The organism is Methylobacterium terricola (assembly GCF_006151805.1).
Lineage (GTDB): Bacteria > Pseudomonadota > Alphaproteobacteria > Rhizobiales > Beijerinckiaceae > Methylobacterium > Methylobacterium terricola.
The window spans coordinates 19098-45237 of record NZ_VDDA01000024.1 but is presented as its reverse complement, the minus strand read 5'-3'; the positions used below and the strand labels follow the sequence as shown (position 1 = coordinate 45237).

The following is a 26140-nucleotide window of genomic DNA, read 5'->3' as shown; positions in this document are numbered from 1 at the left end:
GTCAGCGGCCCGCCCGCATGTCCTTAAGCGCCAGCGACACCGCCTTGGCGATGTTCTGGTAGCCGGTGCAGCGGCACAGGTTGGACGACAGGACCTCCATCATCGCCGCGTCGTCGATCGTCGGGTCGGCCTCGAACGCTCCGGCGACGAGCATCAGGAAGCCTGGCGTGCAGAACCCGCATTGCAGGCCATGCTGCTCCCAGAAATGCCGCTGAAGCGGGTGGAGCTCGTCGCCCTCGGCAAGCCCTTCGACCGTGCGGACCGCCAAGCCCTCCGCCTGGACGGCGAACATCAGGCAGGAGCGGACGGGCTTGCCGTCCACGATGACGGTGCAGGCGCCGCAGACCCCGTGCTCGCAGCCGAGATGCGTACCGGTGAGGCCGCAATCCTCCCGCAGGGCGTCGGCCAGGGATTTCCGGGGCTCGACCGTGACGGAATAGCTGCGCCCGTTGACGTCGAGAGTGGTGGCGAGCCTGTCGGTCATGTCCGGCTGTCCCTGGCGGAGCGGATGGCGGCGCGGATGCGCTCGGGCGTTGCGGGGATCTCGTTGATCTCGATGCCGAAGGGGCTGAGCGCGTCGACGATGGCATTGACGACGGCCGCCGGTGCGCCGATCGTTCCGCCTTCGCCGACGCCCTTCGCGCCGGTCAGGGTGGCGTCCGAGATCGTCTCCATGTGGAGGATCTCGATGGGCGGGATCTCGTGGATCGTCGGCGGCAGGTAGTCGGCGAGCGAGGCCGTCAGCAGGTTGCCGTCGGGATCGTAGACCACCTCTTCATAGAGCGCGTTGGCGATGCCCTGGGCGACTCCGCCGTGGATCTGCCCGTCGACGATCATCGGGTTGATCAGCCGTCCGGCATCCTCGACCACGAGGAACCGCTCGACCCGGACGCCGCCCGTTTCGACGTCCACTTCCACCTGCGCCACGTGGCAGGCGTTGGAGAAGGTGCCGAACGGATCGTAGAAGGCGCTCTGTCGCAGGCCGCCCTCCAGATCCGCGAAGAGATGGCTGCGGTGATGCGCGGCGCGGGCCACCTCCCGGATCGGCGTCGCGCGGTTCGTGCCCCTGACTCGGGCAAAGCCGTCCTCGAGCGCGATCTCGGCCTCGGTCGCCCCCATCATGCGGGCCGCGACGCCCCGCAGCTTGGCCGCGACCTTCGCGGAGGCGAGACGCGAGGCGCCCCCGGCGATGACCATGGAGCGGCTGGCGAAGGTGCCCCAGCCGTAGGGCGTGCGGTCGGTGTCGCCCGAAACCACCTGGACTTGGCCGGGCTCCACGCCGAGTTCGTCGGCCACGAGCTGAGCCAGGGCGGTGCCGAGCCCCTGGCCGTGGGGTGAGGCGCCGATGCGCAGCTCCACATGCCCCGACGGGTCGAGGGAGCATTCGACCTGTTCGTAGCCCGGAACGATCGCCATGCCCCGGGCGGCATAGGCCGGCGTGCCGTAGCCGGTCCGCTCGCTGAAGACCGACAGCCCGAGGCCGAGATGACGCCCTTTGGCGCGCGCCTCGGCCTGGCGAAGCCGGAAGGCGGGCACATCCACGGCCGCGACCGCCGCCTCCATCGCGGCGATGTAGGAGCCCTCGTCATGGACCAGCCCGGTCGGCGAGCGGTGCGGGAAGCGATCGATCAGGTTGCGGCGGCGGATCTCCACCGGATCGAGACCGAGACGCCGGGCGGCGCTCTCCATCAACCGCTCCATGGTCAGGGTGAGCATGGGGCGGGCCACACCGCGATAGGGCGCCATGGTGCAGGTGTTGGTGGTGACGCCGCGCGAGCGTGCTCCGTATTCCGGCACCTTGTAGGGGCCGGGCAACTCCGCGAACGCCATCAGCGGCTCGACCCCGCAGGTGACCGGATAGCAGGAGAAGGCGCCGACATTGCTGCGCAGGTTCGCCTCCAGGCCGAGGAGATGCCCCGTTGCGTCGAAGGCGCCCCGCACCGTGAAGGCTTGGTCGCGGCTATGGGCCGAGGCGAGGAAGTTCTCCCGCCGATCCTCGATCCACGCGACGTCCCGCTTCACGTGACGGGCGAGCCAGACCAGGGCGGCGTATTCCGGGAAGAGGGACATCTTCTGCCCGAAGCCGCCCCCGACGTCGGGAGCGATCACCCGCAGCTCCGCCTCCGGGCAGCCGAGCAGGTCGGCGAGGCCGGTGCGCAGCATGTGCGGCATCTGCACGGAGGCGTGAAGCGTCGTGCGCCCGTCCCGCGTGTCGTACCGGGCGACGCCGCCCCGGGTCTCCATCGGCATGGCCGATTGCCGCCGCGAGCGCAGATCGAGCGCGATGACGGCGGCAGCCTCCGCGAAGGCCGCGTCGAGACCGGGCGTGCGCATCCGCCCCTCGACGAGCACGTTGCCCGGCGCTTCGGGATGGGTCTGGATCGCGCCGGGCCGCAGGGCGGCGTCGAGGTCGACCACCGGATCCTCGGGTTCGATATCGAGGAAGACCCGCTCGGCGAGGTCCTCGGCCGCGGCGGCATCGTCCGCGACCACGAACGCCACGGCCTGGCCGGCGAAGCAGACCCGATCCACCGCCAGGACCGGCTGGCTCACGGCGACGTAGTCCGGGCGCTCGAGGACCGGCCTGATCTGGCCGACATCCGCGAGATCCGCCGCCGTGTAGACGCGCACGCCCTCCGGCGCCTCGATCCCGAGAATGCGCCCCCGCGCCACCGGACTGCGGACGAAGCGGACATGGGCCGCCCCGGGGGCAAGGTCGGCCACGTAGCGCCCGCGTCCACGCAGGAGCGTCGGGTCCTCGAGGCGGGGAAGTGCACGGCCGGTCCAGCTCACGCGGCAGCCTCCGCGAGGGCCCGCGTGACCATGGCGGCGATCAGGTCGCGCCTGTATCCGGACGAGGCATGGATGTCGGCGCCCGGCTCCAAGGCGTGGCTCGCCTCGGCCCCGGCAGCCCGGAACGACGATTCGGTCGCCTCCCGTCCGACGAGCGCCGCCTCGATGCCGGAGAGACGGATCGCCCTGTCGGCGACACCGCCGATACCGAGCTTCGCAGCCCGGATGATGCCGCCTTCGACCTTCAGGGCCGCCAGCGCCATCGCCAGGGCGAAGTCCCCCGCTCGCCGGGAGAATTCCGAGAACCCGCCCTGCCAGCCCGCGTCGAGGAGAGGCAGCCGGATCTCGATGATCAACTCGTCCGGTTCCAGGGCCGTCGTGAATGTGCCTTTGAAGAAGGCGGCGGCCGGGATGAGGCGCTCGCCGCGCAGGTTGCGCACCACGATCTCCGCGTCGAGCACCGTGGCGGCGAGACACCATTCGGACGCCGGATCGGCATGGGCGAGGCTTCCGGCGAAGGTCCCGCGCTGGCGGATCGGGTAATGTGCCACGTGGTCCACGACCCGGCTCAGGAGGCGGCCGAGCGGCCCCTCGACCACTGGCCGGTGGAAGGCGGCGTGACGGGTGAGGGCGCCGATGCGCAGATGGCCGCCCTCGACCCGAAGATAGTCGAGCTCGGCGAGCCGGTTCACGTCGATCAGAACGCCAGGACGAGCGAGGCGGAAATTCATGGCCGCCACGAGGCTCTGACCGCCGGCCAGCACCTTTCCGTCGGCGCCGTGCAGGTCGAGCAGGGCCAACGCGGCGGCCACGTCGGTGGGGCGATGATAGTCGAACGCTGCCGGTTTCATTTTGATGCCGTTAAAATTTGGTCAAGGGATAGGCGCGTTCCGGCCGGCTGTCCAGACGCGTCGCGTTCATTCCAAGCCCGATGATGCGGCAACAAATTTCCTATTTGCACAATTTTTCATCATATAGCTGCCCTTTGCTGCCGCCGTCTCTCGGACGGCACCCGCCTGGCAGAGATGATGCGAACAAATCCGATCTTGAAACAGGTCGTTACGCAGGGCAGCATCCTGCGCAAAGCAAACAACGTCCGTCGGCGCGAGCCCAGGTTTCCGCCCCGGCGACGTGTGAAATGCCGCCGTGACAGGCACCGATGCCGCACTATCGTGCATGGTACCCCTTTGAAAATTTCCACGGGTGTTTTAATCTGATAAAACTCGATCGGGGAGCTTGTTGATGCGGGTTGAAATTTCGGTGGCGGCGCTCCTGTCGCTCGTGGCGTTCCTCTCGCCGGCGCACGCGGAGGAGCCCCTCAAGGCCGGCTTCATCTATGTCGGTCCACGGGCCGATGCCGGATGGACGGCCCGGCACGACGAAGCGCGACGCTGCCTGGAGGCGGCCGGCATCAAGACGACCTTCGTGGAATCGGTCCCCGAGGGTCCCGACGCGGCGCGGATCGAACAGGATCTGCTCGGGCAGGGCTACAAGGCGATCTTTGCCACGGCCTTCGGCTACCAGCCCTTCACGCAGAAGGTCGCCAAGCAGAACCCCGACGCGCATTTCTTCGGCATCGCCCCGACCATCGCGCCGGCGGCCAACATCCAGAACGTCTACGGGAAGCTCTGGGACGGTCGTTACCTCAACGGCATCGTCGCCGGCCGGATGACGAAGACGAACAAGATCGGCTTCGTCGCCGCGCAGCCGATCCCGCCGGTGGTCGCCGGGATCAACGCGTTCACGCTCGGCGTGCACTCGGTCAACCCGAAGGCGACGGTGAGCGTCGTATGGACCCTGTCGTGGTTCGACCCCCCGGCCGAGAAGCAGGCTGCCGTGGCCCTTGTCGAGGCGGGCAACGACGTGATCGCCCAGCACCAGGACACGGCCTCCGCCTTGCAAGGCGCGATCGAGAAGGGAGCCTTCGCCATCGGCTCCGAATCCGACATGTCCGGTATCGGAGGGGACAAGGTGCTGACGGGAACGGTCTGGAACTGGTGCGAGCTCGATAAACGCCTCATCAAGTCCGTACAGGACAAGACCTTCAAGGCCGGCGACTACTACGGTGGGCTCAACGACGGGGTGGTCGGCCTCGCGAAGATCTCGCCGATGGTGCCGGCCGATGTGGCGAAGCTGGTCGAGGAGAAGCGCGCGGCGATCGCCGCTGGCACATTCGACTACTGGAAGGGCCCGCTCAAGGACAACAAGGGCAACGTCGTCGTTCCGGATGGCAAGACCCTCGACCTGTCGGACATTCAGAAGATGCGCTGGCTGTCCGAGGGCGTCTCGGGCGCCGTTCCCCAGAAATGAACGCCACCTTTCCTGTCCCGCCGCAGATGAACGGGATCACGGCTCCCCTGTGCAGCCTTGTCGGTGTGACCAAGAGATTCGGCAAGATCGTCGCCAACGACGACGTGACGTTCTCGGTCATGCCGGGGGAGGTGGTGGCTCTGCTCGGCGAGAACGGCGCCGGCAAGTCCACGGCCATGAACGTTCTGTGCGGCCTCTACCTCCCGGATGCGGGAACGGTCGAGGTCGACGAGCGTCCGCTGGTTCTGGGATCGCCGGCCGCCTCTGTCGCCCGCGGGATCGGGATGGTGCATCAGCAGTTCAAGCTGGTGCTGTCGCTCACCGCCTACGAGAACGTCTCCCTGGCGGTGGACCGGGGCCGCTTCTGGCAGCGCAAGCGCCCCTCCGGCGAGATCGAGCGGCTCATGGCCGAGGTCGGGTTCGAGCTCGACATGGCCAAGCCGGTCTGGCGGATGAGCCTCGCCGAGCGGCAGCAATTGGAAATCCTGCGCGTCCTCGCGCAGGGCGCCCGGATCCTGGTCCTCGACGAGCCGACATCGGTGCTGTCTCCGCTCGAATCGGAGCGCCTGTTCATGCTCGTGCGTCGCATCATCGCCCGCGACCGCGCGGTGATCCTGATCTCGCACAAGCTGTCGGAGATCCGGCAGGTCGCCAGCCGTCTCGTGGTGATGCGCGGCGGGCGCGTCGTGTTCGAGGGCCCGGCCTCCGGCCGGACGTCCGAGGAGATCGCCGGGTTGATCGTGGGCACGCGCAGCGTCTGCGTGAGCCCACGCCCCAGCTCGGCGAAAGGGCCGGACAGGCTCACCGTCGAGAACCTCCGCGTCAAAGGCCATTCGGGCCGGGACAGCGTCCGGGACGTCAGCTTCAGGGTCCAAGGCGGCGAACTCGTCGCCGTCGTCGGCGTCGCCGGCAACGGACAGGCCGAGCTTCTCGATGCGATCGGGGGGCAGAAGGCTCCCTCCGGCGGCCGCATCGTCACGTCCGACGGCCGCAAGGGGCGTCGCTTCGCCTTCGTCCCCGCCCAGCATCTCGGGGTGGCGCTCGCGCCCGGTCTGAGCATCGAGGACAACACGCTTCTCGGCGTCCATCGGCGCAGGCCGTTTTCGGCGTGGATGGCGCGCCGGGACGTGCGTCGCCACTGCCGGACGGTTCAGGACATGTTCGGCGTCGCCGCCGAGCCGGGCTCACCGATCCGGCGCCTGTCGGGCGGCAATCTCCAGCGTATCGTCCTCGGCCGCGAACTGGTCGGCGATCCGGCCCTCGTCGTGGCGAGCTATCCGACCCGCGGCCTCGACATTGCCGCCGCGGCCCAGATCCGGAACGCCCTCATCGCCCGGGCCGCCGCCGGTGCCGCGGTGCTGATGGCGAGCGAGGAACTCGAAGAATGCCTGACGATCGCCACGCGCATCCTGGTGATGAGCGGTGGGCGCGTCGTCCTCGACCGGGAGACCGGTCAAACGAACCTCGACGAGATCGGGCGCTTCATGACGGCGGCGGAGGCTTCGTGATGCGTGTCCGCCTCGAGCCGCGGCTGACGGATCCGAGCCTGCCCGCCTATGCCCTGCGCGTGGCGCTGGGGATCGGCCTCGCCCTCGCGCTCTCGGCCGGCCTGCTCGCCTTGTCCGATCACCCGCCGGCCTCCGTGCTCGATTCCCTCCTCCGGGGTGCCTTCGGCTCCTGGACGGCCGTTCAATCGACCTTGACCAAGGCTGTTCCCATCGGACTCTGCGCGGTCGGGATCGCTCTCGCGTCGCGGGCGAACCTGACGAATATCGGTGCCGAGGGACAATTCTTCTTCGGGGCCTTCGCCGCGACGGGCGTCGGGCTGTCTCTCCCCGAGGAGACATCCCACCCCGTCGCCGTGGCCCTCGTGCTCGGCGCCGGCGTGTTCGGGGGCGCGGCCTGGGCGGCCCTGGCGGCGATCCCGCGGGCGCTCCTCGGCATGAGCGAGATCCTGACGACGCTGATGCTGAACTACATCTGCCTGCTCTGGATCAACTTCCTCGTGCGCGGCCCGTGGGCGGACCCGCTGACCTTCTCCTTTCCCTACTCGCCGCCGATCCTCGATGCGGGGCAGCTCGGCCCCGTCTCCGGCGCGATCCAGGGCGGGTTTCCGTTCCTGCTGATCGCCATCGCTCTGCTCGCGGTCATCGATGCCGGTACGCGCTGGGGCTATGAGTTGCGCGTCGCGGGCGATGCGCCGGAGGCGGCGCGCTACGGCGGCATCAACGCCGCGTGGATCGTGATCTCGGGGCTGTGCGCATCCGGGGCGCTCGCCGGTCTCGCCGGGGCGATCGAGATCTCGGCCACCACCGGCCGGCTCCAGACGGGGCTGTCGCCGGGCTACGGCTTCATGGGCGTCCTGGTCGCCTGGCTCGCGGGCGGACGGCCCCTGCCCATCCTCCTCGTCTCGATCCTCTATGCCGGCCTCCTGAACGGCGGCTTCAGCCTGCAGATCGCCCACATCCCCGGCGCGATCAGCACGATCCTCCAGGCGACGATCCTCGTCTGCATCCTGGGGGCCGGCTCGCTCGCCCGCTATCGCATCCGCCTCGTCCGGAACGCTGCCGCATGACCCTGAGCGATCCCACCCTCCTGTTGCTTGGGGCGGCCCTCGTGTCGGCGACGCCGATCCTCTACGCGGCGCTGGGAGAACTCTTGATCGAGCGGGCCGGCGTCCTGAACCTCGGGATCGAGGGGTCGATGCTGGTTGGTGCGGTGACCGCCTTCATGGTGGCGCACGGGAGCGGATCCAGCCTCGCCGGCATGGTCTGCGCCATCCTGGCGACGGCGGCGTTCGGCGGCGTCTTCGCCGCCCTCGTGGTCGGCTTGCGCCTCAATCAGGTGGTCACGGGCCTCGCCATGACGATCCTCGGATCGGGCCTCTCCGCCTTCCTCGGGCAATCCTATGTCGGGCTGACCCTCGGCGCAGCCGGATCCGCCGCGACGGCGGCGAGCGGCCTCTACGTCGCCGGCGGCCTGGCCTGTGCCGTGCTCGCCGCCCTGTTCCTGCGCTACACCCGCCCCGGCCTGCTCCTGCGGACCCTCGGCGAGAATCCGGCGGCGCTCGACGCCCTCGGCCTGCCGGTCGTGCCGTTGCGCTGCCTCTACGTGATCCTGGGCTCGGGCCTGATCGGGCTCGGCGGGGCGTTCATCTCCGTGGTCCTCACGCCGTCATGGGTCGAGAACATGACCGCTGGCCGGGGCTGGATCGCCCTCGCCCTCGTCATCTTCGCCCGCTGGCGCGCCCTCTGGATCGTCGCCGGAGCCGTCCTGTTCGGCCTGATCGACGCCTATCGCTTCCGAGCCCAGGTCGGCGGCGCGAGTTGGATCGACCCGCACTTCCTCAACATGTTACCCTACGTCGCGACCCTCGTCGTCCTCGGTCTTCAGAGCCGCCGGTCTGCGCAGGGAGCGGGGACGCCCACCCTCCTCGGCGTCGCCTACGACCGCGAGCGTCGATAAGGAGCCAGCCCATGAAGAGCTACATCGATGGCGCGATACGGGATCTCGGTCCGGAATTCGGCGAGTTCTTCGATCGCAGCCGCACCGCGATCGTCTCCATCGACCTGCACCGCGGGCATCTCGAGGATGATCCCCTCTGCCCTTGTCCGGCGCCCCGGGCCAGGGACGTCGTAGCCCCGGTCGATGCCTTCCATGCGGGGGCCCGCGACCTCGGCGTACCGGTGATCCACGTGCGCAGCACCCTCCGGGCAGGTGGCATCGACGACGTCGCCGGCCGCAAGTCGGCGTGGCGCCTCGTCTTCCCCCTCCATGTCGGGGCGATCGGCAATTCCGACGCCCACGCGATCGAGGGCACGCGCTGGACCGAATTCGTCACAGAGGTCGATGAACGCGATCTCGTCGTGTCCGGCAAGAAACGCCTCTCCGCCTTCTACCCGACCGACCTCGATTTCCTGTTGCGCAACATGGGTGTCGGCACCCTCGTCCTCGACGGGTGTCTCGCCGATTGCTGCGTGCTCAACACCGCGTTCGATGCCTCCAATCTCGGCTACCGGGTGGTGGTTTTGCGCGACCTCGTGGCCGGCACCAATCCGCATCTCGAAGATGCGGCGTTGCGGATCATCGCCATGCATGTCGGGCTCGTCACGGACGGGGCCGTCCTGCTGGACGCTTGGCGACAACAGGTCGACCGAACGGTTGCTGGATCATAGGCACGGTCGGTGCGTGCCGGTCCGTCCATAGCCGCGACCGGCGCCGTCCGGCCGACCTGCGGCCATCGGCATCGCGGACCACGCTGCGCAGCGAGGGACGGTCGTTCTCCCGCCCCACCCCACAGCCTGCCGACGCCGGACCTGCGCCGAGACGCCCATGATGCTCCGCGTGCCGCGATCCCGGCCCACGCTGGCCGGCTGGCCCGAACCGCAGGCCGGTGCCGGGCTCGGCGCCCGGAATCGCTCGATCGCGCATGCTCGCGATGCAAGCCTTGGCGCTCCCCAGGCGCAGCCGGTCACTGTTCGATGGCGTCTGCTCACCACCATGCGGCAGGCCGTCGAACGCCATCTCCATGGGGCCATGCCTAACCCATACGCCTCTCATGGTTGGCGGTCAGAGATTGCCTGTTCCGATCACCTGCATGAACCAATCGGCCGCGATGTCCGGATCGACCCGTGCGTCGATCACGAAGACCCCAGGCGCGCCACGCGCGACCCAGGCTGTGAGGGCGGCAAGATCCTCCGGGTTGCGAATCGTAGCCCCCTCGGCCCCGAGCCCTCGGGCCGCGCGGGCGAAATCAGTCTCGGGGAAGCGCACGATGTCCAGATCGTAGCCGTGCTTGAAATGATGAACCTCGGCACTGTACGCCGCATCGTTATAGATCAGGATGCACATCCTGCAATCGAGGCGCACCGCAGTCTCGAGTTCCGCCAGCGACATCAGGAATCCGCCATCACCGGCTGCGAGAACCACAAGGCGCTGGGGGAAGGAGACCGAGGCGCCGATCGCGGCGGCAAGACCAAGGCCGATCGATTGAAACGCGATCGGCATGCACCAGCTCCCGGCATCCGGCACCGAGAGGTGGTGGATCGGCCAGCCCGTGAAATGCCCGCCGTCGAGCACCACGATCCGGTCGGCCGGCAGGATCCGATCCACCGCCTTGGTGAAGGTGCGCGGGTCGATGTAACGTCCATCGCTCCGATCGCCATGGACCAGGTGCCGATGGCTCTTGTCGTGGATCACGGCCGCGACCTCGGGAGTCCGCCAGCGGCCGATCGGGGAGGGGCCGCTGGCTGCGAGGGCCTCAAGGATCCGGTGGGCGGTCTGCGCGGCATCGCCATGGATGCGCAACGCGACCTCGCTGAAGCGGCCGAACCGCTCGGCGCGGGACTCGATCTGAACGATGCGGGCGTCGTCCCGGATGAGGCGGCCCTTCTTCGTCGTCCACATGTTCAGCGAGGCGCCGAAGACGATCACGAGATCGCTCTGCTGGATCAGCTCCGAGGCGGCCGGCGACGCATAACCTCCGGCTATGCCAAGATTCCATGGATGATCCGCGAACATTCCATGGGCCTGGAGGGACGTCGCGAGCAGCCCGTCGACGGCACCCGCCAGCCGATCCAGCAGGCCTTCCGCGTTGGCGACCTCGGCGCCATGACCGGCCAGGATCAAGGGCCGCCGCGCCGTACGAACCATGTCCACGACGGCGAGGATCGCGGCGTCATCCGGCTGCGGCGGCTTTGTGAGGCTGTCGAGCGGAAGCCACGGAGCTGCCTCTGACATCTGCTCCTGGACATCGACCGGGAGGCTGATCACCACGACCTGACGCTCGCGCAAGGCGTGGGCTGCCGCCTTGCGCACGCACACGTAGCTGCTGGATGGCTCGTCGATCTGGATCCAGGAGGCTCCCACCGATCGGACGAGCTCCTCCTGCCGGATGCTGAAGCTCGACGTTCGGTCGCCGATGGGCACGTCGCCGGCCAGGATCACGAGCGGCGTGTCGCTCTTGGCAGCCTCGCCGATCCCCGTGATGGCATTGGTGAGCCCGGGTCCCGCCGTGACACTGACGATCGTCAAGGCGCCGGTCAGTCGCGCTGCCGCATCCGCCATCGTGACGGCACCGCCCTCATGGCGAGCCGATGTGAACGGGATGCCCAGCTCGGTGAGGGCGTGCGTGACCTTGAAGTTCGCTCCGCCGACGAGGCCGAAGCACCGGACAGCCCCGTGGTCGTGGAGCGCCCGTGCGACCTGGCGCCAGACCGGCTGATTGGCCATCGGCTGTGGTGCCAGAGGCAATGCAGGCATGCTCGTTCCCCACGATTCACGGTTGCGGGATCGTTGCGTCGGCAGCATCTAGGGAGTCGCGCAATATTGAGCGAAATCGATAAAATCGCCCACGAGTTTTGCGATGGCTTTGCTTTGTTTGGAAATATTATATATATACTATCATCATATCTGGTATCGTAGATTTATATAATAATGCTTCAAAACGTCAAATTATAGTGTATCTTATTGATTATCGAGTTTAGCAGCTCCAATTCTTTTTTGCTTACACCGTCGAAGGCCCGATCCGACAATCGCGACACTTTTTTTCTGATTTGCTGAATCACATCCCGTCCGGCATCCGTGATCGTCACGATCGTCGTCCGCGCGTCGTCCGGCGACGGTCGCGTCGAGACGAGATCTTGCGCGGTCATCCTTTGGATGATTTTGGCCATGGTGGACATCTTCGTGACCGCAATCTCGGAGATCTCGGTGACGCTGGCGGAGCCTTGGCTCGAGACGATCATCAAGACCCGCCAGCGGGGGACATCCATCCCGATGGGCTTGAGCATCGCGTCGAGCTTTAAATGATAGCGGCCGGTAAGCTGAACAATTCCGAAGAAAGGCCAGCTCCTGATGTCGAAATCGTCACTCTCCGGATCGACATGGATGCGATCCGGTGCGTTATGCTTTGTCGACACTCCAGCTCCCCAACCATCTCCGGGATGTAGGGGCGCGATACCCGACGCGGCACGTGCACGGCGGTTCTGCTTGGCGACCCTGTCCGGGTATTGCGTCTGACCGATGCCCCGTGCGACCTCACGTGGGCGTAGGTCTGAATCGATTGATGTGTCAACCGCGTCCCCTGCCCAGGCCGCGGGGCGCCAGAGGCCGCGCCGGTGCCAGGCATGGGGGCAGGCCCGGGGGCCGTCGACGGGCGACGGGACGAGGCGCCGGGTCCCATTCATCGCGGAAGTCCGTTCAGGCAGGTCCAACATCGCACGTCTGCTCAGGATCATGGTCGAGGTTTCGGTTCGGCCGCTTGCCCGTCTCCGAGGCGGCTGGTGTTCCGCTCGGTCTTCAGGCGGAGTCCGCGCATTCCCGGCCGCCGCGCCGCAGCACCATGCCGGTCGCGAGCGCGCCGATACGGCCGCCGAGGGCGTCCGCCGCCGTGGCGTCACCGGTCTCCGGCCAGCGATGGGCGGAGTTGACCAGGCCGATGATCGCGTGAGCGGCCACCGCCGGATCGGCTACGTCGAAGTCTCCCGACGTCGTGCCGTCGGCGAGAAGGCCCATGAGCTTGCCTTCGACACCCCGCTTGAGCCGGTTGATGGCGTCGAGGCTCTGCGTCGGGGCGACGGCCTCCCGGTCGAAGAACTCGCGCACGATCCCGCGCGAACGCGCGCTGATCTGCGAGAACTGTCGGATGAAGTCGTCGAGCTGCTGCGCCGGGGGGACGCGTTTCGCCACGGCAGCGTCGATCGCGGCGTCGATCCGGCCGATCACCTGCTCGTAGGCGCGGAAGTCGTGATCATCGGCCCGGACGAGACTCGCCCAGGTCCCGTCCATGAAGAGGAGCGGGGTCGCCGCCGGCACCGCCAGGACGTCCTCCACCTGCCCGACGAACAGGACGTGGGAGCTGAGGTCGATCGCCTGCACGACGCGGCAGTCGAAGGCGGCGGCGGCGTCGAGGAGCACCGGCGAGCCGGTCGCGCGGCGGCCCCAGCGGCCCTCGGTGAAGCGCTCCTCTCCCGTCACGCCGTCGGCGCCGGCGAACCGGCGCGCCAGGCCGGCCTGATCGTGGCGGAGGACGTTCACCGCGAAGACGCCCGCGCCGGCGATCGCCGGGCAGGAGGCGTTGCTGCGGTTCACCGCAAGGCCGAGCTGCGGCGGCTCCGCCGTCAGCGACATGACCGCCGTCGCCGTCATGCCGGCCCGGGCGCCTCCGTGGAGCGTGGTCGCGATGGTCACGGCGGCGGCGAGCTGGCGCATGCCGGCGCGGAACTCCGCCGGGGAGACGGGCGTGGACACGGCGTCCCTCTGGAAGGCCGTGACGGGGCTGGATTCATCGATCATCGGAGTGCTCCTGGCGGCGGGGCCGAACGTCACTCGAAGTCGGGATCGTCCCGGGCCGGGAGCGGGACGGCGACCTGCATGAAATCCGCCTCCGCCAGACCCATGGCCCGCTCCGGATCGGTGATGTCGGCGATCCGGATCATCGGCCTGCCGTAGGGATCGGCCCACTTCTGGACGACGCGGACCTGAAAGTCCTGATAGGCATAGCAGCCCCACATCTGTGCTTCCGCGTCCGGCATCGTCGGGTCCCCCGGTCCGTCACGCTTCCATGGTCTCGTGCAGGGACATCCAGACGGGTGTCGCACGATCCGGCCGATCGAGGAGAAGAGCGGTCGACCGGCGGAGGTTGTCCACCTCGCCGAAGGTCTGCCGCTCGCGGTAGGTGACGAGGGCGGAGCGCGTGTCGGTGAACCGCACCACGACATCGGTGATCGTCATGACGAGGCCCGGCCGCGTGCCGCGCAGACCGGGAAAGGCGCGCGCGAAGGTCTCGAACGGGAGAAGGCCGCCGGCTGGCGTCGTCATGGTGAAGCGCTCGTCGAAATGGGCGAGCACGGGAGCGGGATCGTCGGATCCCTCGGCCCGGAACCACGCCTGGAGCAGGCGGTGCAGGGCGTCGATCTCGGCGGCGGCGCGCGCGGGAAAAGGCAGGGGAGGGGCGGTCATGATCGGGTTCCGAAGGCGTGAGGAGGAAGGGGCGGCGCTCCGCGGCGGCCAGGCGCGGTGCCGCGCCCGGCAGGACGATCAGGGACGCATCAGGACGGAAATCTGCGGATGAACGACCCCGTGCGCCGTGGGAAGCGGCGTCACGAAGACGTTCTCGGTTCGTGTCCGCGTGATCTTCCACGCCCCGTCGATGCGGCGGAACGCGTTGTTGAGGCGGCTCGAGCGCAGGAGCGCCGAACCGTCGGAGAAGATCCAGGGCTGGCAATGCACCCACTGGCCGTCGGCCTCGTCGCCGGACACGTGGATCTGTTCCGACGTAAGGTAATGGACGTTCAGCACCAGCGCCGGATCGCGCTTCCCGCTCCAGAAGCTGCGGAAATGGGCCCGGATGGCGTCGTGGCCGACCGCGCGGCCGAACTGACCGTCGTAATAGGTCCCAACGCCCTCCCAGACCGCGTCCGGCGCGTAGAGCGCCATGATGCGCGCGATGCGCTCCTCGTCGTCGTCGACGCCGAATTCCGGGCAGGGCGTGTCGCAGAGGAACATGTAGCGGGCCTGGATGCGCCGGATCTCGGCCTCGGCCTCCAGGACGGCGACGCGCTGCGACAGCTCGGCCAGCCGTGCCGGAAGATCATCGATAGTCATGGGGTGCATCCTTCCGTCGCGGGCTCAATCAGAGCTCGATGACCAGCTGCGGCGTCTTCGCGCGCGAGCAGCAGAGCAGCATCTGGTCGTTGGCTTGCTTCTCCTCGTCGGTCAGGTACGTGTCGCGGTGGTCAGGGATGCCGTCGAGGACGGTGCAGAGGCAGGTCCCGCAGACGCCGTTCTCGCACGAGACCTCGACCGTGATGCCGGCCTCGGCGAGTGCCTTCACGATCGACAGGCCGCTCGGAACCGTGACGGTCCTGTCGCCGACCACCACCTCGAAGGCGTCGCCGGTCGCGTCGATCTCGGCCTTGAAATCCTCGCGATGAAGCCGGTCCTCGGCGAAACCGGCCCGGCGGGCTCCGGCGACCACCCAATCCATGAAGCCGGTCGGGCCGCAGACGTAGAGATGGGTTCCGGGCGCGACGGGAGACAGGCTGGCCAGATCGAGACGCCGGTCGGCCGGGCCGTCGTCGACATGGAGATGCGTCCGCGCGGCGAAGGCGGGTTCGGCCAACTCGGTCAGGAAGGCGGCCCGGGCCCGGTCGCGGGCGCAGTAATGCAGCTCGAACGAACGCCCGGCGGCGAGGAGCGCGTGCGCCATCGACAGAAGCGGCGTGATGCCGATGCCGCCGCCGATCAGCACCGTGTGCGCCGCCTCCAGCACCAGCGGGAAATGGTTGCGCGGCCGGCCGACCAGGACGCTCTCGCCGACCCGGAAGGTGCGGTGGATGGCCGCCGAACCGCCGCGCGAGGCCGGATCCAGCAGGATGCCGAGCCGGTAGCGCCGGCGCTCGGCCGGGTTGCCTGCCAGGGAATACTGCCGGACGAGACCGGTCCCGACATGGACATCGACATGCGCCCCCGCCTCGTAGGCCGGCAGATCGGCGCCGCCCGGATCCGCGAGATCGATGATGACGACGTCCGCCTGCGTCTCCCTGCGGACGATGCGAAGGTTCATGACGTCCTGGGTCACGACGAAAGCTCCTCAGCATCATCCGCCGAAGCGGTCATCGGTTCGGCGAAACAATGACGCGACAACAAGAACCTCAGCGGAGATGCATGGCGCGGCTCCGCTTCGCCCGGGTGGCCCGGCCTCAGCGCATGAACAGGCCGCCATTCAGGTCGATCGTCGCCCCGTTGGCGAAGGCCGCCCGCGGCGAGGCGAGCTGGACGATCATCTCGCCGACGAAGCCGGGATCGCCGATGTCGCCGACCGGGATCGCCTTCTTCAGCTCGGCGAGCCGCTCCGGCGGGACGGTCCGGTGCACCACCGGCAGGTCCAGCGGCCCGGGCGCGACCGCGTTGACCGTCACCCCGTGGGGTCCGAGGTCGCGGGCGAAGACCTTGGTCAGGGTGACGATCGCCCCCTTCGAGGCGGCATAATGCGCGCCGGTGGCGGTGCCGCCGTTCTGGCCGGCCAGCGAGGCGAGGTTGATGATCCGCCCGTAGCCGCGATCGCGGAAATGGGCGCCGAAGACCTGGCAGCCGAAGAAGGTGCCGCGCAGGTTCACGGCGATCACCGCATCGAATTCGTCCCCGGTGATGTCCATGACCGGCCGGGCGGCGGTCAGGGCGGCGTTGTTCACCAGGACCTCGACACCGCCCCAGCGCGACGCGAGGTCGGTGCAGGCCTGCTCGAAATCGCCCTTGAGGCGCACGTCGAGCCGCAGCGGGTGGGCGGTGTCCCCCGAGGGATCGAGGCGGGAGGCGGTCTCCCGTGCGGCGTCGAGATCGAGATCCGCGAGGGCGACCGCGTAGCCGGCCCGGTGCAGGCACCCGGCCACCACCGCGCCGAGACCGTTCCCGGCCCCGGTCACCAGGGCGACGGAGCGTTGAACGGCCGCGCTCACAGGATGTAGCTCACGCCGGTGATCGCGTCGGACGCGTTGATGAGGCGCACGACCTTCCGGGCGATGCGCAGGCCGTCCGGCGTCCGCACCAGCACGAAGGTGATGTCGGCCGTGTGCATCCGTTCGCGTTCGCGCCGATACTCCGTGAGGATCTGCGCGCAGCGCAGCTCGCACCGCCCTGCCTCCGAGGACAGGATGCGGAAGCGCGAGAGCAGGCGGACCGTCCGCGCCACCGGCGAGGCCGAGACGGACTGGCCGCTGCGCAGGCGCTCGACCCGCTTGGCGCGCATCGCGGCGTCGTCGTAGGCGATGTTGAGGGTGTTCTCGAAGTCGTCGCCCGCGGGCTCCGCCGGCACGACGTAGATCGCATCCGGTGTCCACAGCGCGAGCCACGGATCGTAATCGGCACTGTCGAGAAGGTCGGCCTCGAGCCAGGCGACCTCCATGGCGTCCTGGAGCGAGATGGCGGTCCGGGTGGTCGCATCCATGGCGTCAGGCCTCCATCATCCGCTTCCACTGGGCGTAGGCGGCGCGCATGCCGGTCTCGGCGCTGACGTCGCTGCGCTTGCGGCCCTCAGCCCCGACCTCCTCGTGGCTGAGGCCGCGATGCAGCATGATCGGCATGCCGGCGGCCCCTTGGGCGCCGTGCTGGACGCGGTCCCAGACCTCGGCATCGTCCGGGCTGCCGAAGCCCATCGGCCCCTGGAAGAACTCGTGGATGCGCAGGCGCGCGCGGTTCGCCGCCGCGGGTCCGCCCTCCATGCCGAGGGCGGCGTGGCGAACCTCCGTCTCGTCGACCGCGATCGGTTGCAGGACGCGGAAGAAGGCGGCCGAGCAGCCGAGATTGGGAAACAGGTTCAGGTTGAAGCCGCACCCGCCGACCGCGCGGACGATCCGGCGCACCTGCTCCTCGGGATGGCTCTGCCGAAGCTCCTCGGCCAGGGCCGCGAACTTCTCGGGGATCGGCGCGTCCAGGTTCTCCTCGAGATCGACGAGTTCCGGCATCATCACCATGACGCTGTGGCCGTTGCCGAGATCCTCGACGAAGCCGCCCTTGTTCATGATGTCCCACGAATCCTCGGTCTCCCGGTCGGCGGCCGACAGGAACGACTTGTGGACGAGCGGAAAGTGGTAGGCGTCGGTGGTGTTCTCCAGCTGGATCTTCCAGTTGCCGGGGAAACGGAATTTGTGCTCGCCCATCGTCTTGATCGGGAAGCCGGCGCCCTGCTTCATGAACAGGTCGATCCACGTCTTCGCCGGGCCGAGAAAATCGGAGAGCGGTTGGATCTCGCGGGAGAAGGTCGCGAAGATGAGGCCGTGATACTCCTCGACGCGGAGCGACAGGAGGGGGAACTCGGCCTTGTTCAGGCTGTCGTCGTAGCCCTTCTCATAGGGAACGCCGCGCAGGGAGCCGTCGAGGGCGTAAGCCCATCCGTGATAGGGGCAGACGAAGCTGTTGGTCTTGCCCTTACGGACCTCGCACAGGGTCGCGGCCCGGTGGCGGCACCGGTTGACGTGGACGTGGACCACCCCCTTGCGGTCGCGCACCACGATCACCGGCTGAAGGCCGACCTGGGCCATCTTGAAGTCGCCGCCCTTCGGGATCTCGCTCGCATGCGCGACCCAGACCCAGGTGTTCTCGAAGATCCGGCTCATCTCGGCCGCGAAGAGGGCGGGATCCGTGTAGAGCGTGGAACCGGCCCGGTCCTCACCGACCAGGGCGCCGGCATCGAGCACCGGCGTGACGGGAAAGGCGACAGTCATCGTCGTTGATCCTCAGCGGGGGCGGGGCGGGAGGGTCACGGGAAACCGGGCGTGGTCGGCAGGCCGAGCAGGACGCGGCCGGCGCTCATCAGGGTGCCCTCGCCGAGGAAGGCGTGCTGAGCCACGACGAGGCTGTCGCAGAGCGCCCGCGACAGGCGGTGGCCGTTGTAGATCGCGGTCGTTCCCGCCAGCGCGAAGGCGGCCCGCGATTCGTCCGCCCCCGTGCGGGCCGCATGGGTCGCCGCGAGGCGCAAGGTCGCGACCGCCTCGTTCGAGGGGCGGTCACCCGCGAGCACGGTCTGCCAGGCCGCCTCGGTCGCCTCGTAGAAGAAGGCCCGGGCGGAGCGCAGGGCCGCCTCGGCCTTGGCGACCTCGATCTGGACGTGGGCGCGGTCGGCCATGCGCGGGGCTCCGGTGAGCGAGGCCCGGCCCCCCGCCATCGCGGCGACCTCGCTCAGCGCCGAGCGGGCGATCCCCAAGCCCACCACCGCCAGCACCTGGGCGGCGAAGGCCATGGTCGGGTAGCGGTAGACCGCAGCGTCGACGGAGGGGGCGCCGCCGCGGATCAGCGTCCAGTCCTCGGGCACGAACACGTCCCGGACGACGAGATCGTGGCTGCCGGTCCCCTGCAGGCCGACCACGTCCCAGTCCGGGACGATCTCGACCTGGGCGGCCGGCATCACCGCGACCCGCGGCAGGCCGCCGGTCGTGTCGCCCTCGACGGTGATGCCGACGCCGATATGAGTGGCACCGGTCGCGCCGCTGCCGAACTTCCAGCGCCCGTTCACGACGAAGCCGCCCTCGACCTTGCGGGCCGGCTGGAGCGGGAACAAGCCTCCGGCGAAGACGATGTCGGGGCCGTCGGCGTAGAGGGTCTCGAGGGTTGGCTCGGGCAGGGCCGCCAGGTAGGTGGCCGAGACGCCGAAGCTCGCGACCCAGCCGGCGGAGCCGTCGGCCTCGGCGATGGCCTCGATCATCCGGCAGAACTCGGCCGGGCTCCGTTCGTCGCCCCCGAAGCGGCGCGCGACCATCGCCCGGTAGAGGCCGAGCGCCTTCAGACGCTCGATCACGTCGGGAGCGATCTGGCGGGCGGCCATGAACTCCTCGCGCCGCTCGGCGAGCACGCGCACCAGATCCGGCAGGCCGGCCTCGAACCGCCCCGGGGGTGCGGTGCCGAGTGGCATGGCGGGCAGCCGCGCCGTGTCGAAGGCGTAGGTCACTCTCCCCTCCTCGAGGCTCTGATCCGGCAAGGCTCCGACCCGGCCTGCGCATCGCGAAGGGCGGCCTCGATCCGCGCCGCGACGGCGCAGAGATCCGCATCGCCATTCGTCGGACCGACCAGCTGAAGGCCGACCGGACCGGCGGCCGCGCCGCGAACCGGGAGGGACAGGGCGGGGTGACCGCTCAGGTTGAACGGACGGACGAGGCGGGTGCTCTCGCGCGCAGCCTTCGCGTCGTCGGCGCGGTCGAGGGTGAGCGGCAGGTCGGGCAGGGTCGGGAGCGCGAGAGCGTCGCAGCCTGCGAGCGCGCGGTCGACCTCGGCGCGGAAGCGGAGCCTGACCGCTTCCGCCGCAGCGACCTGCTCCGGCTGGATGGACAGGGAGTGGCGCAGGCGCGTCTCGATGTCGGGGCCGAGCCGGCCGGATTCGAGCAGATGCCCGAAGCTCCGGGCCATCTCGGCGTTCATGATCGTCAGGCCGGCCTCGTAGGCGGCCTCGAGGCCCGGCAGCGACACCGGCACGATCTCCGCCCCGCAGGAATCGAGGCAAGAATCGAGGCAAGAATCGAAAGCGGAGCGGACCTGCGCGGCGACCGGCGGGCTCGCCCCGCCCTCCACCCAGCCGAGGCGCAGGCGCGCCGGCGCCGCGGCGGGCACGAAGGTCGGATCGAGGATCGCCATGGCCTGGATGATGGCGGCGACGCTGCGGCCGAGCGGCCCGACGCAATCGAGGGAACTCTCCGCCGGCGTCAGGCCCCGGCGGCTCAGGCGGCCGAAGCTAGGCTTGAGGCCGACCACCCCGCAGCAGGCCGCCGGGATGCGGATCGACCCGCCCGTGTCGGTGCCGAGGGAGAAATCGACCAGGCCGGCGGCCACGACGGTCGCGGATCCGCTCGACGATCCCCCCGGCACGCAATCCGGGAAATCCGGGTTCGGCGGCGTGCCGGCCCAGGCGTTGATGCCGGTCACCCCGAAGGCGAGCTCATGCATCCGCAGCTTGCCGACGATCCGGCAATCGGCGGCCAGCAGCGCCTCGACCACCGCCGCGTGACGGGCGGCCGGCGCGGAATCCGCCAAGGCGCGGGATCCCGCCCGGGTCGGATGGCCGGCGACATCGATCACGTCCTTGATCGCGACGACCGGTCCGGCGCCGCCGAGCGCGAGCGGCGCGCAGAGATGGAGCGCCAGGGCGTCCCGATCCGCCGAGGCGGAGTGTTCCGGACCTATTTCCACGACCTGCCTCCATCGAGCGCGACGAGCGACCAAGGCGTCACAGTCTGATACCCGATTTCACTGGAAAATTCAATCGAAAAGTACAGGATCTTCGATCCCGGGCCGCCCCGGGACCACGACGTTCCCGTCAGCCGCCGGAGCGGGTCCCGAGATAGGTCTGGATCACCCTGGGATCGCTCGCGATGTCCCGCGCCGGCCCGGCCGCGACGATCCGGCCGGATTCCATCACGCAGGCCGTGTCGGCGATCGCCAGGGCGGCGCGGGCGTTCTGTTCGACGAGGAGGCAGGCGATGCCGCGATCCCGCAGGCCGGCGACGGTCGCGAGGACGTCGCGGGTCACGAGCGGCGCGAGGCCGAGGCTGGGCTCGTCGAGCATCAGGAGCTTAGGCGCCGCCATGAGGGCCCGCCCCATCGCGAGCATCTGCCGCTCGCCGCCGGAGAGCGTTCCGGCCGCCTGCTCCCTGCGCTCGTGCAGGCGGGGGAACAGGGCGAAGATCTCGGACAGGCTCGCGGCGAGCGTGCGGTCGCCGCGGCGATAGCGGTCGAAGGCGCCGAGACGCAGGTTGTCCTCGACCGACAGGCTGGTGAAGAGTTCCCGCTTCTCGGGGATGAGGGCGACCCCGCGCCGCACGAGCGCGCCGACCTCGGGACCGTTGCCCAGGGTCTCGCCGAACACCGTCATGGTGCCGGACAGAGGGAGCAGGCCCATCAGGCCGGCGAGCAGCGTCGTCTTGCCGGCGCCGTTCGGTCCGATGATCGCGACGATCTCGCCCTCGCGGATCGTCAGCGACACGTCCCGGACCGCCTCGACCCGGCCGTAGGCGACGCGGACGTCGCGGACCTCCAGGACGGTCTTGCGGGGCGGGGCGGGGAAGGCCGCGACGGTCATGCGGCGGCTCCGAGATAGGCCTCGATGACGGCCGGGTCGCGCTGGATCGACGAGGGATCGCCCTCGGCGAGCTTCACGCCGAATTGGATGACGAGGACCCGGTCGGCGATGCCCATGAGGAAATCCATGTCGTGCTCGACGAGGAGGATGCCCATCCCCTCCGACCGGAGCTGAACCAGCAGGTCCGCGAGGGCCTGCTTCTCCAGGTGGCGCAGGCCGGCCGCCGGCTCGTCGAGGAGCAGGAGGCAGGGATCGCTGGCGAGCGCCCGGGCGATCTCGAGCAGGCGCTGCTGGCCCAGCGACAGGCTTCCGGCGCTCCGCATCGCGAGGTGACCGAGGCCGACCCGATCGAGCTGGCGTTGGGCCTCGGCGACGATCCGCGCCTCCTCGCCCCGGTCCAGGCGCAGGGCCGCGCGGACCAGCCCGCCGCGGCCGCGGGCATGGGCGCCGAGCGCCACGTTGTCGAGCACCGACATGTCGGGAAGGATGCGGACGTGCTGGAAGGTGCGTCCCATGCCGCCGAGCGCCAGGGCCCGCAGGGACAATCCGCTCCGCCCGCGGAACTCGACCGTGCCGGAGGTCGGCGGGGTGATGCCGGAGACGATGTCGAACAGGGTGCTCTTGCCGGCCCCGTTCGGACCGATCAGCGCCAGGATCTCGCCCGCCTGCACGTCGAGGCTGATGTCGCGGTTGGCCAGCAGGGCGCCGAACGCCTTGTGGATCCCGCGCACCGCCAGCACCGTCTCGCCCGAGGCCGGCTTGTCGCGGGCCGCGAGCGCCGGGGTGCCGGGGGCGGCCGGGCGGGCGCCGGGAGGCCGCAGCCGCAGCAGGGCGGCCAGGGCCGGCCAGATCCCGTGCGGCAGTCGTTGCAGCATCAGGATGGCCGCGAGCCCGAACACGATGACCTCGAAATCACCCTGCGCCCCGAAGATCCGCGGCAGCACCGACTGGAGCCACTGGTTGCCCATCACCACGATCGCGGCCCCCGCCACCGCGCCGACGAGGCTGCCGGCGCCGCCGATCACCGCCATGAACAGGTAGTTGATGCCCTGGGTGATCGAGAACGGCGACGGGTTCAGGAAGCGCTGGAAATGGGCATAGAGCCAGCCCGCGAGCCCGGCGAGCAGGCAGGCGACGACGAAGCTCGCGATCTTCATCGCGCGGGTATCGACGCCGACGCTCTCGGCCATCACCAGGCCGGACCTCAGGGCACGGATCGCGCGGCCGGGCCGGGAATCGAGCAGGTTGCGCAGGGCGAGCAATCCGCCGAGGACGACGAGCCAGATGACGGCGTAGAACGGCCTCGGACCCTGGAGCGGATGACCGAAGAGGGTCAATCCGGGCACGTTGGCCATGCCGGACTGGCCGCCGGTCACCTCCAGGGTGCCGAACAGGGCGTGGGCGACGAGGCCGAGCGCGAGGGTCGCGAGCGGCAGGTAGTGGCCCGACAGCCGAGCCGTCAGCAGGCCGGCGGCGAGCGCCAGCAGGCCGGAGGCTGCGAGCACCGCCGGCAGGGTGAGCCAGGGCGACAGGCCGTAGGCCGAGGACAGGTAGCCGGTGGTGTAGGCGCCGAGCCCGACATAGGCCGCCTGGGCGAACGAGGTCAGTCCGGCGATTCCGGTGAGCAGCACGAGGCCGAGCGCCACGATCGCCGCGAGGCCGACATAGTCGAGGATGGCGAGGGAATAGTCGGACAGGACGACGGGGGCCACGGCGATTCCGGCGACGAAGGCGACAACCAGCGCCCGCTGCGCCCAGGCCTGCCGCCGCATCGCCTCCGGGCTGTCATCGAGGACGAAGGCCGGCGCGGCGTCGTGGTCGTCCTCGAGCAGGCGGCCCTGGCGGAGGGTGCGGACCAGCAGGATCGGCACCACCAGGCCGAAGACGATCACTTCCTTGTAGGCGCTGGCGAAGAACGAGGCGTAGCTCTCCAGGAGGCCGACCAGCACCGCCCCGAGGGCCGCGAGGGGGTAGCTCGCGAGACCGCCGAGGATCGCCCCTACGAAACCCTTCAGCCCGAGGAGGAAGCCGGTGTCGTAGAGCATCGTGGTCGAGGAGGCGGCGATGACCCCTGACAGCGCTCCGACGATCCCGGCGATCAGGAAGCACAGCCGGCCGGCGAGCGGGGCCGAGATCCCCATCAGCCGTGCGCCGATCGGGTTGATCGCCGCCGCCCGCATCGCCTTGCCGTAGAGCGTGTTGCGGGACGCCAGGGAGAGCGCGCCGATCAGGAGAACCGTCACGGCCAGCGTCATCACGGTCTGGCCGGTGACCGGGACGTCGAGGAGGGTGACGCGCAGGTCGAGGAGCGGGGCCGAGCGCACGCCCCCGGGCCCGAACAGCGCCAGGGCGACGCCGACCAGCACGAGATGGAGCGCCACCGACACGATCAGCAGGGTGAGGACCGAGGCCTCCGCCAGGGGCTGGTAGACCAGCCGGTAGAGCAGCGGACCCAAAGCCGCCACCAGGGCGACCGCCAGGACGGCGTTGACGGCGAGCGGGAACCCGGCCGTGGGCAGCACGACGCTGCCGAGGGCGAGGCCGAGGGGCAAAGCGGCCTGGCGCAGGCCCGCCCGCAGGGCCGGTACCGGACGTCCGCGGCGCAGGCCGGCGAATGCCTCCACCGCGAGGCAGGCCATCGCGAGGAGCCCGACGAAGCCCCCGGTGACGCCGCCAGTCCCTTCCTGAAGCCCGAGATAGGTCAGCGCCCCGAAGGCGACGAACTCGCCGAGCGGGATGAAGATCACCCGCGTCACGGAAAACACCAGAACGATCGCCAGCGCCAGAAGCGCATAGATGGCGCCGTTGGCGAGTCCGTCCTGTGCGAGGTAGAGAGCGACGAATGTGGTCAAGGTCTCGACTCCGGACAGGCTACGAGACGGTTCGACGCGGGTGGTTTCCGGGACCGTGACCGGAACGGGGGCCTATTTCAGCAGCGTCCACTTCCCGTTCTTGACCACGATCGGCACGACGCTGCGGGCGTCGAAGCCGCTATGGTCCTCGGGCGTCATGTTGTAGACGCCCTGGGCGCCGACGAGGTCGCGGGTGCTCTCGATCGCGTCGCGCAATGCCGCCCGGAATTCGGGCGTGCCGGGAGTGGCCTTGGCGGCGGCGATCGGGACGGCCCGCTCCAGCAGCAGGCCGGCATCGAACACGTTGGCGCCGAAGGTCCCCGGCTCGGTGCCGTACTTCGCCTTGTAGAGGCCGATATAGCTGAGGGCGACGCGCTTCGCCGGGACGTCGTCACCCAGTTCGTCGAGGACCAGCATCGGGCTCGCCGCGAGCAGCGTCCCCTCGACCTTCTTGCCGCCGAGCTTCAGGAATTCCGGCGTGGCCGCGCCGTGCGTCTGGACGAGCCGGCCGCGATAGCCCTGATCGACCAGGGTGACCTCCGGCAGGATCGTCGCGGCGCCGGCGGTCCCGATCAGCACCGCGTCGGGATTGGCCGAGAGGATCCGCAGCGCCTGGCCGGTGACCGAGGTGTCGGTGCGGGCGTAGCGCTCGCTCGCGACGATCTTGATGCCCGTCTTCTCGGCGGCGATCCGCGCGGCCTTCTCGAAGTTCTCCCCGAGGGGATCGCTGGTGCCGATGAAGGCGACGGTCTTGGTCCCGCTCCGCTTCAGCTCGCCGAACAGGGCGTTCATGACGAGGTCGTCGTTCTGGGTGGTTTTGAAGACCCACCGGCGCTGGGCATCCATCGGCAGCACCACCGCCGTGCTGCCGACCGGCGCCAGCAGCGGCGTCTTCGCCTCGGCGATGAACGGCAATACCGCCATCGCGCCCGGCGTGCCGGACGGCCCGATGATCGCATCGACCTTGTCCTCGATCAGCAGCCTCTGGACGTTCTTGACCGACTGCGTCGGATCGCTGGCGTCGTCGAGGAAGACGTAAGCGACGTCGAGCGATCCGATCTTGCGGGGCAGGATCTCGACGGTGTTCTTCTGCTGGATCCCGACCACCGATACCGGCCCGGTCGAGGACGAGATCACCCCGACCTTGACCTGTGCGCTTGCCCCGAACGCCGTCACGGTGAGCGCGGCTGCCACGAGAATTCGCGCGATCATGGTGTCCTCCGATGCGGCGGCACGCCAGCCAAGCCGCAGGTCGCCGACTTGACGCTTCCAAGGGATGGCCGAACCGACCATATTTCGTGGGAATATTCCACGTATTTTGCGAGCTTTGCGATATATTCATGCGGTGTGCCCAAGGGTTCGGCGATATAGGGCTGCTTGGCCTGCGATCTGGGCAATGTTGGTGGACCTTGGGCTCGATGCGCCTCGGTTCCGCCTCGGCGAGCCAGTCCCGGTTCGGCATGGGCCGCGAGGCGGTTGCGGAGGCGCCCGGCCGCCTCGCCCGGTCCCGGGCGCTCTCCGCCTTCGAGGGCATCCACCGCCTTCTCTCCGGCCACGGGACCGAGAGCCGCGTCGCCGCGATGGCGGAGGTCGCCGGCCTGATCGAGACGACCGCCGGGCT

Annotated in this window: 23 protein-coding genes; 5 read left to right on the top strand and 18 right to left on the bottom strand. The window is 69.4% G+C overall.

Translation table 11 applies throughout. The features are described 5' to 3' along the window. Position 1: 1 nt before the first annotated feature. The 3 genes from FF100_RS29645 to FF100_RS29635 are packed head-to-tail and all read right to left on the bottom strand — an operon-like array spanning position 2 to position 3644. Positions 2 to 484, bottom strand: a complete 483-nt coding sequence (locus tag FF100_RS29645; RefSeq protein ID WP_139039471.1) for a (2Fe-2S)-binding protein — start codon at positions 482 to 484, stop codon at positions 2 to 4. After that, positions 481 to 2793: a xanthine dehydrogenase family protein molybdopterin-binding subunit gene (locus FF100_RS29640; protein WP_171070384.1), complete on the bottom strand. Its 2313-nt coding sequence runs from the start codon at positions 2791 to 2793 to the stop codon at positions 481 to 483. Before FF100_RS29640 ends, FF100_RS29645 begins: the two co-directional genes overlap by 4 nt. Continuing rightward, positions 2790 to 3644: an FAD binding domain-containing protein gene (locus FF100_RS29635; RefSeq protein WP_139039467.1), complete on the bottom strand. Its 855-nt coding sequence runs from the start codon at positions 3642 to 3644 to the stop codon at positions 2790 to 2792. The genes FF100_RS29640 and FF100_RS29635 overlap by 4 nt, the downstream gene beginning before the upstream one ends. Positions 3645 to 4035: 391 nt before the next feature. Here FF100_RS29635 and FF100_RS29630 point away from each other — a divergent pair, with 391 nt between their 5' ends. The 5 genes from FF100_RS29630 (at position 4036) to FF100_RS29610 (ending at position 9278) form a co-directional block, all read left to right on the top strand. Next, positions 4036 to 5103, top strand: coding sequence for a BMP family ABC transporter substrate-binding protein (locus FF100_RS29630; protein ID WP_139039465.1), 1068 nt, complete (start codon positions 4036 to 4038; stop codon positions 5101 to 5103). A gap of 65 nt (positions 5104 to 5168) precedes the next feature. Beyond that, the gene (locus FF100_RS29625) at positions 5169 to 6611 is read left to right on the top strand and encodes an ABC transporter ATP-binding protein (protein WP_171070383.1); all 1443 of its coding nucleotides are present in this window, start codon (positions 5169 to 5171) and stop codon (positions 6609 to 6611) included. Beyond that, a complete protein-coding gene (locus FF100_RS29620) occupies positions 6611 to 7678 on the top strand; it encodes an ABC transporter permease (protein WP_171070382.1) in 1068 nt (355 codons plus the stop codon). The genes FF100_RS29625 and FF100_RS29620 overlap by 1 nt, the downstream gene beginning before the upstream one ends. After that, positions 7675 to 8568, top strand: coding sequence for an ABC transporter permease (locus FF100_RS29615; RefSeq protein WP_139039459.1), 894 nt, complete (start codon positions 7675 to 7677; stop codon positions 8566 to 8568). Before FF100_RS29620 ends, FF100_RS29615 begins: the two co-directional genes overlap by 4 nt. An 11-nt stretch (positions 8569 to 8579) precedes the next feature. Then, positions 8580 to 9278 (top strand): cysteine hydrolase family protein, encoded by a 699-nt coding sequence (locus FF100_RS29610; RefSeq protein WP_139039457.1) that lies wholly within the window; start codon positions 8580 to 8582, stop codon positions 9276 to 9278. Positions 9279 to 9672: 394 nt separating this feature from the next. On the opposite strand, the gene FF100_RS29605 is transcribed toward FF100_RS29610, so the two are convergent. From FF100_RS29605 to FF100_RS29535, 15 genes are all read right to left on the bottom strand, one after another. After that, positions 9673 to 11412 carry a thiamine pyrophosphate-binding protein gene (locus FF100_RS29605; protein ID WP_139039455.1) on the bottom strand — a complete coding sequence of 580 codons (1740 nt, stop codon included), beginning with the start codon at positions 11410 to 11412 and terminating at the stop codon, positions 9673 to 9675. Between the two features lie 131 nt (positions 11413 to 11543). Further along, on the bottom strand, positions 11544 to 12023 hold the full coding sequence (locus FF100_RS37370; RefSeq protein ID WP_171070381.1) for a MarR family winged helix-turn-helix transcriptional regulator: 480 nt from the start codon (positions 12021 to 12023) through the stop codon (positions 11544 to 11546). A 379-nt stretch (positions 12024 to 12402) separates the two neighbouring features. After that, positions 12403 to 13398: a flavin reductase gene (locus tag FF100_RS29595; protein ID WP_139039451.1), complete on the bottom strand. Its 996-nt coding sequence runs from the start codon at positions 13396 to 13398 to the stop codon at positions 12403 to 12405. A gap of 29 nt (positions 13399 to 13427) precedes the next feature. After that, a complete protein-coding gene (locus FF100_RS29590) occupies positions 13428 to 13637 on the bottom strand; it encodes a hypothetical protein (protein ID WP_139039449.1) in 210 nt (69 codons plus the stop codon). Positions 13638 to 13656: 19 nt separating this feature from the next. Next, the gene (locus tag FF100_RS29585; RefSeq protein ID WP_139039448.1) at positions 13657 to 14064 is read right to left on the bottom strand and encodes a DUF4440 domain-containing protein; all 408 of its coding nucleotides are present in this window, start codon (positions 14062 to 14064) and stop codon (positions 13657 to 13659) included. 78 nt (positions 14065 to 14142) lie between these two features. Beyond that, positions 14143 to 14709: a nuclear transport factor 2 family protein gene (locus FF100_RS29580; protein ID WP_139039446.1), complete on the bottom strand. Its 567-nt coding sequence runs from the start codon at positions 14707 to 14709 to the stop codon at positions 14143 to 14145. A gap of 28 nt (positions 14710 to 14737) precedes the next feature. Next, positions 14738 to 15685: a PDR/VanB family oxidoreductase gene (locus FF100_RS29575; protein ID WP_139039443.1), complete on the bottom strand. Its 948-nt coding sequence runs from the start codon at positions 15683 to 15685 to the stop codon at positions 14738 to 14740. Between the two features lie 121 nt (positions 15686 to 15806). Further along, positions 15807 to 16562, bottom strand: a complete 756-nt coding sequence (locus tag FF100_RS29570; protein ID WP_139039441.1) for an SDR family NAD(P)-dependent oxidoreductase — start codon at positions 16560 to 16562, stop codon at positions 15807 to 15809. Beyond that, positions 16559 to 17050 (bottom strand): aromatic-ring-hydroxylating dioxygenase subunit beta, encoded by a 492-nt coding sequence (locus tag FF100_RS29565; protein ID WP_139039439.1) that lies wholly within the window; start codon positions 17048 to 17050, stop codon positions 16559 to 16561. The genes FF100_RS29570 and FF100_RS29565 overlap by 4 nt, the downstream gene beginning before the upstream one ends. A 4-nt stretch (positions 17051 to 17054) precedes the next feature. Continuing rightward, positions 17055 to 18326 carry an aromatic ring-hydroxylating oxygenase subunit alpha gene (locus FF100_RS29560; RefSeq protein WP_139039437.1) on the bottom strand — a complete coding sequence of 424 codons (1272 nt, stop codon included), beginning with the start codon at positions 18324 to 18326 and terminating at the stop codon, positions 17055 to 17057. Between the two features lie 35 nt (positions 18327 to 18361). Next, on the bottom strand, positions 18362 to 19546 hold the full coding sequence (locus FF100_RS29555) for an acyl-CoA dehydrogenase family protein (protein WP_246102528.1): 1185 nt from the start codon (positions 19544 to 19546) through the stop codon (positions 18362 to 18364). Then, entirely contained in the window at positions 19543 to 20778 is a 1236-nt protein-coding gene (locus FF100_RS29550) for an amidase (RefSeq protein WP_246102526.1), read from the bottom strand. Before FF100_RS29550 ends, FF100_RS29555 begins: the two co-directional genes overlap by 4 nt. A gap of 127 nt (positions 20779 to 20905) precedes the next feature. Continuing rightward, positions 20906 to 21667 (bottom strand): ABC transporter ATP-binding protein, encoded by a 762-nt coding sequence (locus FF100_RS29545; protein WP_139039435.1) that lies wholly within the window; start codon positions 21665 to 21667, stop codon positions 20906 to 20908. Beyond that, the gene (locus FF100_RS38540; RefSeq protein WP_139039433.1) at positions 21664 to 24519 is read right to left on the bottom strand and encodes a branched-chain amino acid ABC transporter permease/ATP-binding protein; all 2856 of its coding nucleotides are present in this window, start codon (positions 24517 to 24519) and stop codon (positions 21664 to 21666) included. Before FF100_RS38540 ends, FF100_RS29545 begins: the two co-directional genes overlap by 4 nt. A 72-nt stretch (positions 24520 to 24591) precedes the next feature. Continuing rightward, positions 24592 to 25731, bottom strand: coding sequence for an ABC transporter substrate-binding protein (locus FF100_RS29535; RefSeq protein WP_139039430.1), 1140 nt, complete (start codon positions 25729 to 25731; stop codon positions 24592 to 24594). Positions 25732 to 26140 lie beyond the last annotated feature (409 nt).

Bases quoted from the DNA above. Each gene is read 5' to 3' on its own strand.
- FF100_RS29645 (WP_139039471.1), bottom strand. From the start codon at position 484: ATGACCGACAGGCTCGCCACCACTCTCGACGTCAACGGGCGCAGCTAT.
- FF100_RS29635 (WP_139039467.1), bottom strand. From the start codon at position 3,644: ATGAAACCGGCAGCGTTCGACTATCATCGCCCCACCGACGTGGCCGCC.
- FF100_RS29630 (WP_139039465.1), top strand. From the start codon at position 4,036: ATGCGGGTTGAAATTTCGGTGGCGGCGCTCCTGTCGCTCGTGGCGTTC.
- FF100_RS29620 (WP_171070382.1), top strand. From the start codon at position 6,611: ATGCGTGTCCGCCTCGAGCCGCGGCTGACGGATCCGAGCCTGCCCGCC.
- FF100_RS29615 (WP_139039459.1), top strand. From the start codon at position 7,675: ATGACCCTGAGCGATCCCACCCTCCTGTTGCTTGGGGCGGCCCTCGTG.
- FF100_RS29610 (WP_139039457.1), top strand. From the start codon at position 8,580: ATGAAGAGCTACATCGATGGCGCGATACGGGATCTCGGTCCGGAATTC.
- FF100_RS29605 (WP_139039455.1), bottom strand. From the start codon at position 11,412: ATGCTGCCGACGCAACGATCCCGCAACCGTGAATCGTGGGGAACGAGC.
- FF100_RS29595 (WP_139039451.1), bottom strand. From the start codon at position 13,398: ATGATCGATGAATCCAGCCCCGTCACGGCCTTCCAGAGGGACGCCGTG.
- FF100_RS29590 (WP_139039449.1), bottom strand. From the start codon at position 13,637: ATGCCGGACGCGGAAGCACAGATGTGGGGCTGCTATGCCTATCAGGAC.
- FF100_RS29585 (WP_139039448.1), bottom strand. From the start codon at position 14,064: ATGACCGCCCCTCCCCTGCCTTTTCCCGCGCGCGCCGCCGCCGAGATC.
- FF100_RS29580 (WP_139039446.1), bottom strand. From the start codon at position 14,709: ATGACTATCGATGATCTTCCGGCACGGCTGGCCGAGCTGTCGCAGCGC.
- FF100_RS29565 (WP_139039439.1), bottom strand. From the start codon at position 17,050: ATGGATGCGACCACCCGGACCGCCATCTCGCTCCAGGACGCCATGGAG.
- FF100_RS29560 (WP_139039437.1), bottom strand. From the start codon at position 18,326: ATGACTGTCGCCTTTCCCGTCACGCCGGTGCTCGATGCCGGCGCCCTG.
- FF100_RS29545 (WP_139039435.1), bottom strand. From the start codon at position 21,667: ATGACCGTCGCGGCCTTCCCCGCCCCGCCCCGCAAGACCGTCCTGGAG.
- FF100_RS29535 (WP_139039430.1), bottom strand. From the start codon at position 25,731: ATGATCGCGCGAATTCTCGTGGCAGCCGCGCTCACCGTGACGGCGTTC.